The organism is Bacillus sp. FSL K6-1218 (assembly GCF_038006445.1).
Lineage (GTDB): Bacteria > Bacillota > Bacilli > Bacillales > Bacillaceae_G > Bacillus_A > Bacillus_A thuringiensis_S.
Genome location: NZ_JBBOVE010000001.1, coordinates 4941795 through 4957994, shown reverse-complemented (window position 1 = coordinate 4957994; position 16200 = coordinate 4941795). Strand labels below are relative to the sequence as shown.

Genomic DNA, 16200 nt, shown 5'->3' with positions numbered 1-16200 from the left:
AAGTTTAATTATACTGGAGGGGATAGGATGAATATAGAATTAGCTACATATGAAGAAAAGAATGAACAAATGAGTATGCGCCAAGTAATTAGCATTCTATTAATTATTTTTGGGGTCATGCATGGAATTGGTTTTTTGAACCTTTTATATGATTCTTCCTTATACCCATGGTATGTAGATCATCTTATTCCACCTTTCACGTTTTGTATGATTATCGTAATGTATGCACCGGCAAGAAATTGCTGCTTACATTTAATAAAATCATTACAATTCAATAATTTTAAACACTATGTAACGATAGTAATGACAGCGATTGTAATGCTTATATATCTTGCAATATTAAATTTAGTTCTACCACATGGGATTGGTGTGGACGAGTCTAGTATAGTAATAAAGCCTACTAAAAGTGAAATCATTTTATACGTAGTTGTACTCACGATTTTTGCACCGGTTTGGGAAGAACTTTTATTTCGGGGGATGTTTTTCACGAAATTATCCCAGCGCTTTTCTACACTTACTAGTGCCGTTATAAGTGCTTGTATATTTACTTTAGGCCATCCCCTTACAGTAGGTAGTATTTTATATATTTTTGGTATGGGTATATGTTTAGCATACACATATAAGAAAACGAAGAATTTACTCGTTCCAATTGGGATTCATTTATTAAATAATTCGTTTTATTTATTAATAAATTTTCAACTATAAAAAGATGCCTTTTAAAAAGGATGTCTTTTTTATTTTGTAGTAGATAGAAAAGTATTTACAAGTATTGTGTAGAGGAAAGATAATAGAAAAAAATATGTGCATGGGGGAAGCGGATGAGTAAATATAAATTACATATAGATAAAGAACAATTATGGAAAGGGTGCATTTTAAATTCGATTGCCCATGCAATTAATGTAGCACATTGTCCAGATTTCTCACATGAAAGTTCATGGGACGGATTTAACTATAGTATGCAAGATACTCAAGGCGGACAAGGGACAATTACGTTTCATCCGAATTACACGATTGTATGTCTTCAAGATGTGAATAGTGAGAGAATTGATGAGTGGATTGATGCGAAAAATTATTTTGAAGGGGCACCTTCGGAAGTAATAGATATTGCGCAAGAAGAAGCACTTCAATACGTATTAGAAGAAGTAGAAGGTGAAACAGTTCCTTTTATTACAACTGCATTTTGGATTGAGGATAGCGGTGCGTATTCAATTGATTCATTTGAAGAGATGGAAGAGCACGGCGGATTCTTATTAGAAATTCCATTACTTGATACAGAATCAGCAATTGAAAGACTGGAAGAAGAGTATGAACTGACAGAGGAACAAATAGAGCTTTTACAACTCGTGTATAAGAAAAAAATCCAAAGTCCAAATGAGGAAATTAAGTTGTCTAAAGAAGAAGTAGCAATGATTGGGACGGAAGATAGCGAAGGATTGGAAGTTAGTAAGGACTCATTTGAAGAAATGAATATTACTTGGGAGTTGTAGGATAGGATATAAAATTGTGATAAAGGACTAGTAGAAAGAACAATGTGAAATTACATTGCACTTTCTACTAGTTTTTTTATATACATATCAATTTCATAAAAGAATATGGGCTCTTTTTCCTCGGTATTCAGATGCACGGTGCAATGTAAATATTGCTGTAAGTAGCGATTAGCTTGTTCGTACTGTTTTAATTTGTAGAAAGAAAAACAGGTAAGAAGTAGAAACGCTTTTTCTTCTAATATTGGAACGACAGCTAGTACCGGAGTAATGGAATGTATATTTATTTCCACTAAATTTTCATAAGATGTCCACGTTTGAAACCAGTCGAAAATAGTAGAAAGGTAATTCGGAATGTTGATAGTTTCATGTGAAACATTATGCAGAGGAAGTTAATAATGAACTATTCATTAGTTGTGTAAGTGGAAATATGTTTGAAATAGTAGAAGGCTAATTTGTGAGCTTTTTTAAGTCGAGATGTTTGTTTTAAAATAGTAGTATATATTCACTAAAAAAGATGTATAAAAATGATTTTGATGCATCCTTTTTAGTGAATATATAAAATAATTAACTTAGTGTATTAAAGGTATGATACATGATTATTTTAATATATTTAAAAGTAAAATGAAATAAGAAACGGATAATTGTCGGAATATATTCGATTTCCGTTCATTTTTATGAAATATGTGTATTTTTTGTTAGATTCCTTCATTTTGTACATATACAATAAATGTATATAGAAATAAGAAAAGGATGATGTACGTGAAGGACACTGTTTTACAAGAAACAATTTCTCCACAAGAATTACATAAAGTTGTTCAAAAGAATACAGCTTATTATGACTTTAAGTGGGGGAAAGTAGAAAATCCAGCGCAAGGGAATACATGGAATTGGGTAGCCTTTTTCTTCCCAACTTTTTGGTTAGCTTATCGTAAAATGTATAAGTTATTTATTATATTTGCGTTATTGGCTATACCTAGTATAGTTATACCCCCTTTTATAGATATTCCAGATGGGATTTATGTAACATTTAGTTTAGCTCTTCAATTAGGAATGATGATATTTACTGGATGGCAAGGAAACTGTTTATATTATAAGCATGCTGTTCGTGTTTTTCGTAAGGGAGAAGATGCGTCTGATCATGAGAAGGCGTATTTCTTACAATCAAAGGGTGGCGTTAGTGTAGCTGGTATGATTGGTTTACAGATTATAGTCGGGATTGTGTTTGGGTTAGCTGCGTTCGGGCTGTCCTTTTTACCAACTGAGCCGAATATTAAAAACGTTGTTCGTTCAAGTGATGAAGGGGTTACTTTAGAGATTATGACTGATAATCCAACTTGGAAGTTTGTGAAGAAAGAAAAAGATTATGACGTAGTAGAGTTTACTGGTTATGATTATACAGAGAAGAAAAACGTGAAAATTAAATTCGCTGTTTATTTCGATGAAGATTATTTCGAGTGGCAAGAGGTATATGAAGATAATAAGAAGTTAAGTGAAGAAGAAGTAGAAGAATATCAAATTTACATTGAAGAAAATAATTGGGGTTTCTAGAGGGAACTCGTTCATTTTGAAAAGAAGAATCTTGTGAAGATTCTTCTTTTGTTTATTAGGGGGGACAGAAATGATTTCAGCATTAATAGAAGCTCTAATAGGATCTATTAGTTTAAGTACGGGTTTACACACGAAAAAGATTGATGTTAACATACTTTACTTGCAGCAGTATGAATGGTTTCGAATGATATATGAAGACGAAAAGTATCGAAAGTTATTTATTACGAACTACAAAGTTCGCTAAGGGTTTGATTGCTCGTAAAAAAATAAAAATGCACAACGAAGATTTTTAAAATTAGTAGAAGAGCAAATGGAAAAAAGGCATACGAATTGAAATTTTGTAAAATACAATAAAAAATGAGAATTTACGGTAGGGTTGTCAATAACGTGAGACTATGGCACTATAAAGAAATGCTATACAAATTTTATTTATCGAGATGTAAACATCAATTTTGATTTTTACGTATAAATAATGAACGGAGGAAATGAATTTATGGCTACTTTACCAAATTGTCCAAAATGTAATTCAGAATATACGTATGAGGATGGCGTTCTTTTCGTATGTCCAGAATGTGCTCATGAGTGGGGCCAAGACGCAGAAGCTGAAAATAATGATGGTGCAAAAGTTGTAAAAGATGCGAACGGAAACGTTCTTCAAGATGGCGATGCTGTTACTGTTATTAAAGATTTAAAAGTAAAAGGAACTTCTTCAGTTGTGAAGATTGGTACGAAAGTAAAGAGTATCCGTCTAGTTGATGGCGATCACGATATCGATTGCAAAATCGACGGTTTCGGAGCTATGAAGTTAAAATCACAGTTCGTTAAGAAGGCGTAGTAAATAGAAGAGGAGGCGAATAGCCTCCTCTTTTTATTATGTCACTTTTTGTCGGTAAATCGATATTTCGTACAAAATCGTTGATATATTCTGAGTTATGATAGATATATTTGAAAAATCGTTGATATATTGCAAGTTATGATAGATATATTGAAAAAATCGTTGATATAATTTCACTCACCGTGAACGGTGCATCATTTACCAAGCGAGAGGTACGATTCACTTCGCAGCATAGTCAACCTCTTTCAACTGACACCGCTTATTAAAGAACGTTTTATATCCAAGCTGTAAAAAGATAATGACAGCAAAGGCAGTACTTCCAGAAATACCGAGTATGATGGCGATTTGATATTGAATGGCTGTGAATGGTGATACACCGGATAATATTTGACCGGTCATCATGCCTGGTAAGCTTATAATTCCCATTCCGACCATAGAATTAATTGTTGGTAAAATAGCAGAGTCGAAAGCGTCTCGAATGAGCGGAGTAGCAGCTTCTTTCGGTGTTGCGCCGAGCATAAGTGCACCTTCAATTTGACCTCTTTGCGATTTCATATTGTTTAAGAACGTATTTGCTCCAAGAGAAACACCAGTCATGGCATTACCGACTAACATTCCCGTAATAGGGACGATATATTGCGGAGCATACCAAGGGTCATGACCGATAATAACAAAGATAAATAGTAGAAGTGGCCCAATTGATCCAGCGACCATGGAAAGGGCGGCTACTCGTTTTAATTCTTTAGACATTGGGATATTAACTCGTTTATAAATATTAAAAATTGCAAAGGTAGTAATAGAAGTAATGAGAGCAATTGTATAAAATGGATTACTGTTTTCAAATACGTATGTAAGGACATATGCAACAAGTACGAGCTGAATCGTCATACGGAATGTTGCGAGCGCGATTTGTTTTTCGCGAGGTATTCCTTTTAATTTTACAAGTCCAATTAAGATAAGGATAAAAATATAGGCAGCCGCCAGTTGCCAAATTTGGAGTTCAATAACGCCCTTCAATAGAGAGCACTTCCTTTCTAGTTGCACCGTTTGTTTTACTAATTTCAATAATGTCGTCTGCAATTTCTTCTGGAAGTTGTTGCGAGTGCGTGATGAAGATAACTGTTTTTTTCTTTTTTCGTGCTAGTTCAGTAAATTGTTTCATAACGCGGCGTTCTGTATCACTGTCTAGTGCTGAAGTGGGTTCATCTAATAAATAGACAGGCGGATCCATAAGTACAATACGAGCAAAGGCAAGTCTTTGTTTTTCACCGCCGGATAATGAGGTGGCGCTATCTTCTAATTGCTTGTCTAAGCTAACGGTTTGTAGTGCACTCCGCAGGGCATCATCATTTGGAAATGTTTTTTCAGCAAGACGAAGTCCCATTAATAGGTTGTCTTTAACGGTTCCATCAAAAATAGGTGGAGTTTGCCCAAGCATAACTACGTCACGACGTAATTGAATAGGCGGATAATCAGAAATTAATTTTCCGTTATATTCAATTGTACCGGATGTTGGAGATTGTAAATCGTTTAACATGCGGAGCAATGTACTTTTTCCGCTCCCACTCTCACCGATAATGCATGTGATTTTTTCATTTTTAATCTGTAAATAAGGAATGTGTAGGATATCTTTATATATAACGTCTTTTAATATAAACATAAATCGCTCCTTTCTGATTCTAGTTATATCGTATCAAAAAAGGGAGGATAATGGTTATAAAGAGCAACGTTTTTTCTTCATCTTGAGTTTTATTAATAAGTTAAGTAAACGATCTAATTCTTGGCTGAAAGAAATCACTTTATCATGAGTGAATCCGTATCGTTCAACGAGATAGATTAACTCTTTCTTTTTCGCTTCTATTCGATTGTTTAGTTTCGATAAGTTCATAAGTTGAATGTAATGCCTCCTACAAAAGTATTTATCACATAAAAAATAAGACCGAATGAATTCGGTCTTAAAGGAAATAATAAGACAACTTACAAATAGCATACACTGTTTATCAATAGTTTTTAATATAAAAATGAAAAATAAATCATTATACATATTGAGAAAGATGTGTCTGATAATTTTTAAAAACTGATGCAAAGAGGCTGCCTACATAGTAGACAGCCTGTAAAGTATTAACCCTTATGATATTTGTACATCCAAAGAAGACCAGATTTTAATAATCTCGGTACACGTCCCATTAATGGTTGGTTTGCTAATAAACCAAAACCGTGCTTCTTACCAAGAGAACCGAGAACACCTTTTAATTTAATTACAGGTAGTTCGTCAGGAAGTGGTTCATTATTCCAACGTTTTAATAATATTTGGACAATTTGTTCTCCTTGACCTTCAGCAAGTTGGGCAGATGGTGCATGTGGAAGTGCTGCGCAATCTCCTACAACGTAAACGTGCTCGTTATTTGGAATATTATGATATTTAGTTAAGACAACCCGTCCGCTACCATCTTGTTCAACTGGAAGGTTTCGAACAACTTCATTTGCTTGAATACCAGCTGTCCAGACGATTGCATCACATTCAAGTGGTTCATCGTGGTTGTACACAATATTTGGTTCTACTTTTGTAATGTTAGAGTTTCGTATAATGTTAACTTTATGCTTTACAAACCATTCTTCTACATATCTACTTAATTTCTCTGGATATGGGAATAAAATTCTATCTTTTCGATCAAATAAATAGATTTTTAAATCAGAACGGCTTTCACGAAGTTCACTTGCTACTTCAACGCCACTTAAGCCAGCGCCAACAACAGCAACTGTTGCATTCGGTTCTAGACTATTTAATTGTTCATATGTCTTACGTGTTTGTTCAATCGATTGTAGACTGTGTGTATATTCCTTTGCTCCAGGAACGTTATGATATTTATCTTCACAGCCAAGTCCGATAATTAAATCATCATATTGGATTGCTTCGCCGCCATCAAGATGAACAGTTTTTTCTTCGAGATCAATATTTGTTATTGTGCCGTATTGAATATTAAGGCGTGGGTGCTCAGGAAACGGTATGCGAATATGAGTTTCTGAAATTGTACCCGCTACTAATGCATAATATTCAGTTTTGAAACAGTGGTATGGTACTTTGTCGATTAATGTCACTTGTACATCATCCGGAAGTTGGTTGCTTGGAAGTAGCCGCTGCAGAATTCTCATTCCCCCGTAGCCGCCACCTAGTATTACGAGGTGTTTCATGATGGATTACCCCTTTTCTGTTGAAATATCCCCTAATCATAAAATTATATATTAATAAAATATTTTGACTTTACTCAATCAAATTATATCGAATTTGTGAACAAATAACAATGCATGAATGAATACTCTGTTGTACAATAAGAAGAAAAGTAAACTGTTTTTCTTTTTAAGTTACTCTTTCATTGTAAGTAGCATGTTATATAGAAGAAGTCATCTACTTTGAAGTGAAGTAATGAAGTAACTAAATAGTTTAGACTGTGTAACGAAAACAACAAGAAACAGCTTAGTTTTCTTCTTATAGATAAAGTGAAACTTTAATTGGTGGAGGTGTTCGTCCCACACTAATTATTAGCCTTCACAAATCGAGCATTTACGGACAGTTATCTCCCAACTAACTTCCTTGCATTCGCCAAATTTTGAGGTGGGAGTCTTACTGCCCGTTATGCAGGATAAAGTCAGAAGGTAATTTGTTTTGTAGTACAGGGGGGAGAATTTTGATTAAACCATTAATTGAATTTTGTGTAGGTAACCTTGCAAGTGGTTCACAAGCAGCTCTAGAAAAATTAGAAAAAGATCCGAATTTAGATGTAATGGAGTATGGTTGTTTAGGATATTGTGGTATTTGTTTTGAAGGACCGTTTGCACTTGTAAATGGTGAGGTTGTACAAGGTGCAACAGTAGAAGAGCTTGTTAATAATGTATATGAGTATTTGGATGAAAATCCAATGTTTTAAGGTGTTGCGAATGAGCAGCACCTTTTTCATTAGATAAAATGTTATTTCGTAGGGGAGGCTAATACTGATTATTAGCCTTCACCAATCGAAAATAGTGGGATAAATAAAAAAAGGCCCTTTTTAGAAGGGCTTTTTTCTTACACAAGTTGTGTAAGAGTGGCTCATCGCCAAACGTTGTCAAATATGAGAAACGGGGGACATTCATATTGTGTTCTAAAAGCATGCATTTTATACTTAACATAACAAATTATTTTTGGAGTGAATATAAATGAGCCAATTTTCTTTTACAAAAATGCATGGTCTTGGCAATAGTTATATATATGTAAATATGTTTGAAGAGCAAATTCCTGAAGAAGATTTAGCTCTTGTGGCGGAAAAGGTTTCAAATATTAATACTGGTATTGGAGCAGACGGGATGATTTTAATTTGCCCTTCAGACGTAGCTCCTGTGAAAATGCGCATGTTTAATAATGATGGTTCTGAAGGAAAGAGCTGTGGTAACGGTTTACGCTGCGTAGCGAAATATGCGTATGAGCATAAACTAGTAGAAGAAACAATTTTCACAATTGAAACGTTAGCTGGTATTGTAACGGCTGAAGTAACAGTAAAAGATGGTGTCGTGACATTAGCGAAAATCGATATGGGAGCACCGCGTCTAACACGTGCAGAAATACCGATGCTTGGTGAAGGTGAAACACCATTTATTCGTGAAAACTTCTTATACAATAATCATCGTTATGCATTTACAGCTGTTTCAATGGGAAATCCGCATGCGGTTATTTTTGTTGATGATGTAGAAAAAGCACCTCTTACAACACTTGGACCAGTTCTCGAGACACATGAAATGTTTCCAGAGCGAGTAAATGTTGAGTTTATCGAAATTTTGAATGATGACGAGATGAACTTCCGCGTTTGGGAACGTGGATCTGGTGTAACGCAAGCTTGCGGAACAGGAGCGTGCGCTGCCGTTGTAGCTGCTATTTTAAATGGAAAGATGGAACGTGGTAAGGAAATTACAGTCCATTTAGCCGGCGGTGATTTAATGATTGCGTGGACTGAAGAAGGAAACGTGTTAATGAAAGGACCTGCGGAAGTAATTTGCCGCGGAGTGTATGAGTACAAGATAGAAGCGTAAAGATGTATAATAGAATGAGAACAGAAAGGATGGTGTATTTCATGATTGAAGTAACAGAACAAGCAGCTTTTCAAATTAAAGATATGTTAAAAGATGCTGAAGATGGAGAGAAGTACGTGCGCCTTGCTGTACACGGCGGCGGATGTACTGGCCTTTCTTACGGCTTAGGATTTGAAGTAGAACCAAAAGAAGACGACACAGTTCTTGAGTTTTTCGGTGTTGAATTTGTTATCGATACAGAAAGTGCTCCAATTGTTAAAGGAGTAAAAATTGACTATAAACAATCTATGCTTGGCGGCGGATTCACAATCGACAATCCAAACGCAATCGCATCATGCGGATGTGGATCATCTTTCCGTACAGCGACGAATGCTGGTAAGCCAGAAGAGTGCTAAGTTTTTAGCAGAAATAGAGAAAGACCTTTTTAGCGATGGGATAAAATCGTTAAGGAGGTCTTTTCTTTTGCCGTAAAAGCCTGATTGGTACGGGCTAATTAAAGTTTTACTTTATCTTTGCATAGATGCATGTATCAGCTAGTTGTTTACCGTCAGCTGAAAAATCTTCATTACGTAATACCCCTTCAAGTTCAAAGCCTAGTTTTTCAGGGATCATACGACTTTTCGTGTTATTAGATTCACATCGTATTTCAATCCTTCTAAATTTGAATAACTGAAATCCAAGGTTTGTTAACGCACTTACTGTTTCTGTCATATATCCACTGCCACTAAATTGCGTGTTAATCCAATATCCAATTTCGCATTTCGAAACCTTCCAATTAATTCGATGAAGGCTAGCCGTTCCAACAAAATCATTCGTCTCCTTATGGTAGATAAGATAGCGAAAGCTTTCTCTTTTCAAAAAATCTATATGCGCATTTCTCAGGAGGATTTCCGTTTCTTCAACAGTAGGAATGGACTGGAATAAAGACAACCATTGCTTTAATTCACGAATTGAATCTTTAATAGCTTCGTGTACTACATTCCCTTCACCTGCTTGAAGTGGTGCTCGAAGAATGAGTCTATCTGTTTCTATTTGTAACGGAACATCTAATAAAATAGGATTCATATTATTTCTCCTCTCGAAACCTTTAAATTATGACAGAATGAAACTTATATCATAAAAAAACTTTCACCCAAAAGAAATAATCCTTGAGGACGAGAGTTGCAATTTATAATAAATGAATTGAAAAATACTTTATCTCACTAATAGAAAATCCCGTCACAGCATCACTATTAGTTATTATAGAACTGTGCGAAGTACAGGAATATAGTAAAGCTTATCTCCCATAAAGGAACCTCTCAAAAACGCTTAAACAATAAATATATATTCAATTCATCATTTAGAAATCCCTTTTCACATATTGAAAACTAAACTATCATTTGGTACAGCAGCATTAGGCTGTTAAACTAATGCATATGTTAATTAAATAAGGAATTATTATTTTTTAACCTGCTTTAAATTGAACGCATAATTCACGATTGATTATCTAAACGCAATCGCATCATGCAGATTTGAATCATCTTTCCGTACAGCGACGAATGCTGGTAAGCCAGAAGAGTGCTAAGTTTTTAGCCAAAATAGAAAAGACCTTTTTAGCGATAGAATAAAATCGTTAGAAAGGTCTTTTCTTTTGGCGTTAAAACAGAAAATGCATGCAAAGTGACTTTTAAATTAAATTTTAATGTTATTATATACGGAATATATGATAAGTATTGTTAACTCGAGTTTAATATTGTTCGTTTCGGACAATATTATGTAACAAAAATGTAAATGAATAGCAGAAATATACTATTTATTAGTTATATTTAATGTTAATATTTGTAACGAAGATGATTGGTGAGGGTTGATTAAAGTTTCATTTTATATAAAAAGGTGCATGAGGGAGAAGGCTATAGCAAGTTGTATAGAACTGAATAGTTCCGTATTAATTAAAATACGTTGATTACTAGATATTAAAAAAACACCAGGGGGATTAGAATGAAGTCATTTAAGAAAGTACTTATAGTAGGGGTGGCGTTGACTACAATATCGATTTTGGGAGCTTGTTCTAGCGATACAGACGTATTAACAAAAGTAGGAGTAAAGCAACCAGCGAAGGCGGAAGGTGACGTACTAAAAGATCAGAAGAAAACACCTATGACTACGAGCAAACGTGAAAGTATTAAAAATGAGGACGCTCCATCATCAAAGAAGCGTTATATTTCTCATGACGAATTTCAAAAGATTGAGGAAGGTATGACGTATACGGATATTCTTAATACGATTGAATACGGTGGTGAGAACATAAAACAGTATAATAACAATGAAAAACGCGTATTTTATACAGAAAAAGATACGGATGGTACATATGAAATTATGGTTGAATTAAATACATATGGTTACGTCGTGAATATTGAACGTAATGCTATAAAGGATCCAGATAAAGAGAATGAGGTATCTACGAAACGTAGTGAAGAGCCTGTAAAGGAATATGAAGAAAAAAACGATCGTGTACCGTGGTATAAAGATGTAAATAACGATTCGGCAGCAGTAAGTTACAATCACTATTTGAAAATCAAAAAAGGTATGCCCGCGAATCAGGTAAAAGCTGCAATTGGACAGCCACATGTGATTGAAAAATATAAATCTTATTCAGTATATGACTATACTGGTTATGGTGGAGAAGGATCATTACGTGTAATCTTTGAACCAAATGGAACTGTTACCGATGTAGTGGAAGACGGTTTACCACGATAATAAATTAGTTACGGGAAGAGTTGTAGTAAAGTTTTCGTTGATTTTATAAAGTTTTTGGTAGCATACCCGAATATAGGTGGAAAAATAATACTATTAGCTATGTTAACTATAGTATTTACCGAAGTTTCTTCCAAATTCAAAAGCGTTATTGTGAATGTTGTTGTCGTATTATTCTTGTTGGTATATACCGCAGTAGGGCAGCAATTGTAACTGGACGTAAAAGGACGCGGAGTAGTAGTGGCTTCCTTTTGAAAGAAGGAGGAAAATATGATGGAGGATATTTTTGAATTCATAGGGAGATACGTAATTAAACCTATTATTAGTTTAGTAAGATATCTTGTAATAGAGATTGTAATTGAGGGCATAATAGAAGGCGTAATAAACGGTATAAGGAAATTACGTGATAAGTGGCGAAATTGGCGTGAAAGACGTTATTGGCGGTAGTGTAGCTGATGAGGGTGCGAAACAAAAACGTTATACAGAAGTTATGAAGAAGTTTAATGAAATGATAGCATACGACCCGCATTTAGAATCCGTACTCGTTCCAATTGGTGATGGAATGACGATTTCTAAAGTGAAGAAATAATTATTATCTTACAAAAGTGTAATGTTCATGTCATGTTTTTGAATTTCTTCTTTAAGCTCCGGGCTTTAAGATAACAATATAAGAAAAAAACATGAGGTGAAGGAAATGAAAAGATATATTGCACTGTTTAGTATTTTAGTTGTATTCGCAAGTTTGTTAGTTGGTTGTGATATTAACCGTATGGGGAAAGATGAGTATTACGTTCAAATCACAGCTGATGGAATTGAAAAAAATGAGAAGTTTGATAACGGAGAGCCACATAAATATTTCGAGTATAAATTAAAAGGATTCGATAAAGGTGGAGAAGTAAAAGAATTAGAATTCACAGCTCCAAAAAATCTTCGTAAAGATGCATTCTTACGCGTATACAATTCAGATAAAAAAGGTGTAACAGCTTGGGAAGAAGTGAAAAAAGAAGAGCTTCCTGCGAAAGTGAAAGAAAAATTAAGTGTGAAATAAGACAGATAAAAAGGAATTGACGCACAGGGTCAATTCCTTTTTTGATTTTCAAAATCCTCTTCTGAAATGACTTTAAAGCCATGTCTTTTAAATAAAGCAGTTGTTACCCCGTAACCAGTTTGCTTATTCCCGTTAAATTCTCCAGTGTAAATCGTAGAACTACCACAAGATGGACTGCGTTCTTTCAAAATAATATATTCTGGGTGTAAATCTTTCATTTGTTCTAGAGCTTTATAAGCACCATTTACAAATGCTTCTGTGACATCTTCACCATCTTTTGTCATCACTTTCGCTTTTCCATCCAAAACGTCATCGCCATTCCCGCCAATAATTTCAGCGGAAGGACGAGGCGTTGGCAATCCTCCTAATACTTCAGGGCAAATGAGGACTGTATCTTCTTGTTGCAGTAACTCCTCTATTTTTGAAACGAGATTGTCATTGCCGTCATATCGACAAGCGATACCACCTAAACAAGCGCTAATTACGATCATATTTTCATCTCCATTAAAAAAATATTAAATTCCACGCCAAATTCTCTTCCTGCCTCTTACTTATAAATGAGGTGATATAAATGGGAAGCTTATATAATTTAATGAAACCATATAGTGAATTTCGAAGTAAAGAAGAGTTTAATACATATCAAAAACAAGTTTTGAAGTGCTACCGATTTCAATTGAATAAAACGGATGCTACCATTATTCATTTTTTAGGAAAGTATGCGGTGAATGAGAAACAAAAAACAGTAGGAGTCGCTTGTCCGTTAATGGAGACGATTGCGACTAATGTTGGAAAGAGTATTCGTACAGTACGCCGCTCAATTGCAAAGTTAGAGGAACTAGGAATTATAAAACGTGTTGCGACGAAAGAAAGGTATAAGCGGGGGGGATATAGTGCGAACTTATATGTTTTTCTTATATCTGCAATTGACCGCATGGATGACCGTATGAAAATGTCCGCTTGTAAAAGTGAGGAATATGCAGCTGGCTGTAGCAGAAAGGAACAAAAAAACGAGGGGGAAACAATTCTTTCTAAAAACATTCCACAAATAAAAGAGAATAGAAAAGTAACGTACGAGCTTGATGAGACGTATTGTCGCCATGATATACCGAAGCCTTTTATATACGCACTTCTGCCGATGACGAGTAATCCGAAGAAGATTAATATATTTTGGAGCAAGGTGGAACTTGCTTATAAGAAGAGCGGGTTACTAGAACAAGGTGTTTTACTAGAGCAAATATTAGCTGACGAAGAAGTGTATGGAAATTTAATTTGGCGCGTGAAAAGTGTTGTGAGAGCTTATAAATATGGGGAGATTCGTAAAGATGTTAGGGCACTTTTATACAGTACAGTGCGAGATTTATTTTTAGAGGTTGGATTAGAATGGGGGGCAGCACTGAGAAGAAGTAAGGGAATAACGTTATTTGATCCGTTTAAAAAGGAGCCATGCGTATAGCACATGACTCCAAGTAGTTAATCAAACTTTCTTACAACTGGAACACGAATCGCTACAAATAGTACGAAGACAATAACAGCTATTGCACCACTTTTCATAACGGTTACGATTGGAATTCCTATTGCAAGTGCAATGGATGTGAATGCATAAGAGAGCGGGATAAAGCCCATTGATGATAGCATAAGTAAACTCATTACGCGTCCCATCATCTCTTCTTTTACGGTTGCTTGAATCATTGCCATAAGCGGTACAATGGCCATTGCAATTGTAATACCATAAAACATGCCGGCTAATAATGCTTGCCAAAGTACGGTGCTAAAGTTGATGGATAAGAAGAATACACCAGACAGTAGCATCATGATAATACAAAATAGACCGCGTCTACGATTAATATTTTTTAAACCGACAATGACAGCACCGATTGCCATTCCGCCGCCTACAGATGCTTCTAAGTAACTAAACTGGAGCGAATCACCATGTAGCACGTTTTTAACAAAAAGCGGGAAACCAACTTGCATTGGGCCGATTAAAAATAAGTTTAAAAAAGCACTACAAATAAGGAAAGTTGAAAGGAATGGCGATTCTTTTACATATAAGATTCCTTCTTTAATGGAAGTGAACATACCTTTATCTGTATCTTTTAGTTCTGGCATCGTAAATTGTATTTTTTGAACGAGTATGGCCGCGACAATCAGTAATAAAATTGTAATGGAAAATATTGTCTCGTAGTTTGTGAATTTGATAAGAATTCCGCCAAGTACAGGGCCTAAGATGACCGATGCTTGGTTTGTCATTTGTGTAAGTGAGTTTGCTTGTGTTAAACGGCTTTTTTCTACCAATTCCGGTAAGATAGATCCATCTGCTGACCAGAAGAAAGCATCAGCAAGTCCAAAGAATAAAGCGAATAAAGCAAATGTATATAGTGTTACATCACCAACGATAAACCATGTGAGAATGGTTGCGACAAGAATCGCTCGAATAATATTGGAGTAAAACATAATGTTTTTTTTCGGGAATTTATCAGCTACAGCGCCGCCGATAATCATAAAAATAAGCCTTGGAACACTAAGAGCTACGAAAACAACACCGAGTGAAGCTTCAAGGTTTAATGTTTTTGCTATGTACCACGTTTGTGAAAAAGTAAAAAAGGCTAAAGCAAAGCTTGAAAAAAGAGTAGCCGCCCAAAGAAAAAGGAAATTCGTATTTTTTAATAACGGTTTTCCGCTTCCTTCTAAAGCAGTTTTATTTTGTTGTAGTTCCTCCATATTGCTTCCTTTCTATGTGACAAATTTAAACTAAAAAACCTGTAAACGCCTGATTGGTGAGGGCTAATACTCAATGGGAGATGCCCTTCGCTGAGTATAGTTTCACTTTATACAGTTTCTAATATTTCTATACTGCACTTTCTCATTGTAGACAATAATAATGAATTTGCACAGTAGCTATTTAACGACAAAAAAGAAGATACCAAATGGTATCTTCTTTTTTGTCGTTCAGGCTAATGCAATATAAATATCCAATTGTACGTTGGTTGGATCTGTTGCTTTTTCATCATAAAGCTCAAAGTCTGTTGTAAAAGCACGTTTATTCTCTTTCGACCATTTCCAAATATATTCCCAAGCTTCGCAAACGACTTCAGCAACTGGTCCCTTTCTCGTTGTAAATACCGCATACGTAGCGGCGGGTATTGTTAAAGTTGTCATATTTTCAGGAACGTCTTTTAGTGAAGAAACGGGCATACCGATTGTAAATGTATATGTACCAGTTTCATCTGACTCGTAGTTTGAATAGAAAGCGAGTGTTTCTTTCGTTTGTTGATTTGGGATGTGATGCATCATTTGTTCTTGAAAGTATCGGTTCCAAAGTTGTGGAATGTTTCCTTCAGTAGATGCCTCTTTTTCATTAGTCGTCGTAACCGAAACGCCGATTGCTTGGAAAGCTTCTTTTTTTACGATAATAGGTTCTTTCATCTTTAAAATATCCCCCTTATTGAACGGAACGTTTGTTCTGTTTTATTGTAACATATTTTGGAAGG

20 protein-coding genes and 3 pseudogenes are annotated in these 16200 nt (G+C 35.1%); 14 read left to right on the top strand and 9 right to left on the bottom strand.

Annotation, left to right across the window (positions count from 1 at the left end; translation table 11 throughout):
* Positions 1-27 precede the first annotated feature (27 nt).
* On the top strand, positions 28-705 hold the full coding sequence (locus MHI26_RS25500) for a CPBP family intramembrane glutamic endopeptidase (protein ID WP_001019402.1): 678 nt from the start codon (positions 28-30) through the stop codon (positions 703-705).
* A 113-nt stretch (positions 706-818) separates the two neighbouring features.
* Positions 819-1487: a hypothetical protein gene (locus tag MHI26_RS25495; RefSeq protein ID WP_000049686.1), complete on the top strand. Its 669-nt coding sequence runs from the start codon at positions 819-821 to the stop codon at positions 1485-1487.
* Between the two features lie 50 nt (positions 1488-1537).
* On the opposite strand, the pseudogene MHI26_RS25490 reads toward MHI26_RS25495, so the two are convergent.
* Positions 1538-1870: pseudogene (locus tag MHI26_RS25490) on the bottom strand (DUF4304 domain-containing protein); the annotation flags it as partial.
* Between the two features lie 367 nt (positions 1871-2237).
* Here MHI26_RS25490 and MHI26_RS25485 point away from each other — a divergent pair.
* The 3 genes and pseudogenes from MHI26_RS25485 (at position 2238) to phnA (ending at position 3870) form a co-directional block, all read left to right on the top strand.
* Positions 2238-3035 (top strand): DUF2628 domain-containing protein, encoded by a 798-nt coding sequence (locus tag MHI26_RS25485; protein WP_141528121.1) that lies wholly within the window; start codon positions 2238-2240, stop codon positions 3033-3035.
* A gap of 70 nt (positions 3036-3105) precedes the next feature.
* A pseudogene (locus MHI26_RS25480) lies at positions 3106-3369 on the top strand (hypothetical protein).
* 159 nt (positions 3370-3528) lie between these two features.
* Complete coding sequence (gene phnA, locus MHI26_RS25475; protein ID WP_000212735.1) at positions 3529-3870, top strand: alkylphosphonate utilization operon protein PhnA; 342 nt, start codon at positions 3529-3531, stop codon at positions 3868-3870.
* Between the two features lie 219 nt (positions 3871-4089).
* Here the strand turns inward: phnA and MHI26_RS25470 are convergent, their stop codons facing one another.
* The 4 genes from MHI26_RS25470 to MHI26_RS25455 form a co-directional block, all read right to left on the bottom strand.
* Entirely contained in the window at positions 4090-4887 is a 798-nt protein-coding gene (locus MHI26_RS25470) for an ABC transporter permease (protein WP_000679262.1), read from the bottom strand.
* Positions 4871-5530: an ABC transporter ATP-binding protein gene (locus MHI26_RS25465; RefSeq protein WP_061666013.1), complete on the bottom strand. Its 660-nt coding sequence runs from the start codon at positions 5528-5530 to the stop codon at positions 4871-4873. The genes MHI26_RS25470 and MHI26_RS25465 overlap by 17 nt, the downstream gene beginning before the upstream one ends.
* Positions 5531-5584: 54 nt before the next feature.
* Positions 5585-5758: an aspartyl-phosphate phosphatase Spo0E family protein gene (locus tag MHI26_RS25460; protein ID WP_001054088.1), complete on the bottom strand. Its 174-nt coding sequence runs from the start codon at positions 5756-5758 to the stop codon at positions 5585-5587.
* Positions 5759-5991: 233 nt separating this feature from the next.
* Positions 5992-7062 (bottom strand): NAD(P)/FAD-dependent oxidoreductase, encoded by a 1071-nt coding sequence (locus tag MHI26_RS25455; protein WP_000682070.1) that lies wholly within the window; start codon positions 7060-7062, stop codon positions 5992-5994.
* A gap of 494 nt (positions 7063-7556) precedes the next feature.
* Between MHI26_RS25455 and MHI26_RS25450 the strand changes: the two genes are divergently transcribed.
* From MHI26_RS25450 to MHI26_RS25440, 3 genes are all read left to right on the top strand, one after another.
* A complete protein-coding gene (locus MHI26_RS25450) occupies positions 7557-7796 on the top strand; it encodes a YuzB family protein (protein ID WP_000595026.1) in 240 nt (79 codons plus the stop codon).
* A gap of 268 nt (positions 7797-8064) precedes the next feature.
* Positions 8065-8931, top strand: a complete 867-nt coding sequence (dapF, locus tag MHI26_RS25445) for a diaminopimelate epimerase (protein WP_000077389.1) — start codon at positions 8065-8067, stop codon at positions 8929-8931.
* A gap of 41 nt (positions 8932-8972) precedes the next feature.
* Positions 8973-9326, top strand: coding sequence for a HesB/IscA family protein (locus MHI26_RS25440; RefSeq protein ID WP_000573830.1), 354 nt, complete (start codon positions 8973-8975; stop codon positions 9324-9326).
* A 106-nt stretch (positions 9327-9432) separates the two neighbouring features.
* On the opposite strand, the gene MHI26_RS25435 is transcribed toward MHI26_RS25440, so the two are convergent.
* Entirely contained in the window at positions 9433-9996 is a 564-nt protein-coding gene (locus MHI26_RS25435; protein WP_001068201.1) for a GNAT family N-acetyltransferase, read from the bottom strand.
* 406 nt (positions 9997-10402) lie between these two features.
* Between MHI26_RS25435 and MHI26_RS25430 the strand changes: the two are divergent.
* The 5 genes and pseudogenes from MHI26_RS25430 to MHI26_RS25410 all read left to right on the top strand — a co-directional run.
* Positions 10403-10495 (top strand): annotated as a pseudogene (locus MHI26_RS25430) (iron-sulfur cluster assembly accessory protein); the annotation flags it as partial.
* 413 nt (positions 10496-10908) lie between these two features.
* Positions 10909-11667, top strand: coding sequence for a hypothetical protein (locus tag MHI26_RS25425; protein ID WP_061666012.1), 759 nt, complete (start codon positions 10909-10911; stop codon positions 11665-11667).
* Positions 11668-11937: 270 nt separating this feature from the next.
* Positions 11938-12111 carry a hypothetical protein gene (locus tag MHI26_RS25420; protein ID WP_170959344.1) on the top strand — a complete coding sequence of 58 codons (174 nt, stop codon included), beginning with the start codon at positions 11938-11940 and terminating at the stop codon, positions 12109-12111.
* Positions 12068-12253, top strand: a complete 186-nt coding sequence (locus tag MHI26_RS25415) for a methyltransferase (protein WP_003308144.1) — start codon at positions 12068-12070, stop codon at positions 12251-12253. The genes MHI26_RS25420 and MHI26_RS25415 overlap by 44 nt, the downstream gene beginning before the upstream one ends.
* Before the next feature lie 105 nt (positions 12254-12358).
* Entirely contained in the window at positions 12359-12712 is a 354-nt protein-coding gene (locus tag MHI26_RS25410; RefSeq protein ID WP_000833125.1) for a YxeA family protein, read from the top strand.
* Between the two features lie 29 nt (positions 12713-12741).
* On the opposite strand, the gene MHI26_RS25405 is transcribed toward MHI26_RS25410, so the two are convergent.
* A complete protein-coding gene (locus MHI26_RS25405; RefSeq protein ID WP_000635499.1) occupies positions 12742-13203 on the bottom strand; it encodes a DUF523 domain-containing protein in 462 nt (153 codons plus the stop codon).
* A gap of 80 nt (positions 13204-13283) precedes the next feature.
* Between MHI26_RS25405 and MHI26_RS25400 the strand changes: the two genes are divergently transcribed.
* Entirely contained in the window at positions 13284-14165 is an 882-nt protein-coding gene (locus MHI26_RS25400) for a helix-turn-helix domain-containing protein (RefSeq protein WP_061666011.1), read from the top strand.
* A gap of 17 nt (positions 14166-14182) precedes the next feature.
* On the opposite strand, the gene MHI26_RS25395 is transcribed toward MHI26_RS25400, so the two are convergent.
* The gene (locus tag MHI26_RS25395) at positions 14183-15430 is read right to left on the bottom strand and encodes an MFS transporter (protein WP_061666010.1); all 1248 of its coding nucleotides are present in this window, start codon (positions 15428-15430) and stop codon (positions 14183-14185) included.
* A gap of 228 nt (positions 15431-15658) precedes the next feature.
* Positions 15659-16135 carry a GyrI-like domain-containing protein gene (locus MHI26_RS25390; protein WP_000662575.1) on the bottom strand — a complete coding sequence of 159 codons (477 nt, stop codon included), beginning with the start codon at positions 16133-16135 and terminating at the stop codon, positions 15659-15661.
* Between the last annotated feature and the right edge of the window lie 65 nt (positions 16136-16200).

Coding starts and splice junctions, on each gene's coding strand:
- MHI26_RS25500 (WP_001019402.1), top strand. CDS start 28: ATGAATATAGAATTAGCTACATATGAAGAAAAGAATGAACAAATGAGT.
- MHI26_RS25495 (WP_000049686.1), top strand. CDS start 819: ATGAGTAAATATAAATTACATATAGATAAAGAACAATTATGGAAAGGG.
- MHI26_RS25485 (WP_141528121.1), top strand. CDS start 2,238: ATGATGTACGTGAAGGACACTGTTTTACAAGAAACAATTTCTCCACAA.
- phnA (WP_000212735.1), top strand. CDS start 3,529: ATGGCTACTTTACCAAATTGTCCAAAATGTAATTCAGAATATACGTAT.
- MHI26_RS25465 (WP_061666013.1), bottom strand. CDS start 5,530: ATGTTTATATTAAAAGACGTTATATATAAAGATATCCTACACATTCCT.
- MHI26_RS25460 (WP_001054088.1), bottom strand. CDS start 5,758: ATGAACTTATCGAAACTAAACAATCGAATAGAAGCGAAAAAGAAAGAG.
- MHI26_RS25455 (WP_000682070.1), bottom strand. CDS start 7,062: ATGAAACACCTCGTAATACTAGGTGGCGGCTACGGGGGAATGAGAATT.
- dapF (WP_000077389.1), top strand. CDS start 8,065: ATGAGCCAATTTTCTTTTACAAAAATGCATGGTCTTGGCAATAGTTAT.
- MHI26_RS25440 (WP_000573830.1), top strand. CDS start 8,973: ATGATTGAAGTAACAGAACAAGCAGCTTTTCAAATTAAAGATATGTTA.
- MHI26_RS25435 (WP_001068201.1), bottom strand. CDS start 9,996: ATGAATCCTATTTTATTAGATGTTCCGTTACAAATAGAAACAGATAGA.
- MHI26_RS25425 (WP_061666012.1), top strand. CDS start 10,909: ATGAAGTCATTTAAGAAAGTACTTATAGTAGGGGTGGCGTTGACTACA.
- MHI26_RS25420 (WP_170959344.1), top strand. CDS start 11,938: ATGGAGGATATTTTTGAATTCATAGGGAGATACGTAATTAAACCTATT.
- MHI26_RS25410 (WP_000833125.1), top strand. CDS start 12,359: ATGAAAAGATATATTGCACTGTTTAGTATTTTAGTTGTATTCGCAAGT.
- MHI26_RS25405 (WP_000635499.1), bottom strand. CDS start 13,203: ATGATCGTAATTAGCGCTTGTTTAGGTGGTATCGCTTGTCGATATGAC.
- MHI26_RS25400 (WP_061666011.1), top strand. CDS start 13,284: ATGGGAAGCTTATATAATTTAATGAAACCATATAGTGAATTTCGAAGT.
- MHI26_RS25395 (WP_061666010.1), bottom strand. CDS start 15,430: ATGGAGGAACTACAACAAAATAAAACTGCTTTAGAAGGAAGCGGAAAA.
- MHI26_RS25390 (WP_000662575.1), bottom strand. CDS start 16,135: ATGAAAGAACCTATTATCGTAAAAAAAGAAGCTTTCCAAGCAATCGGC.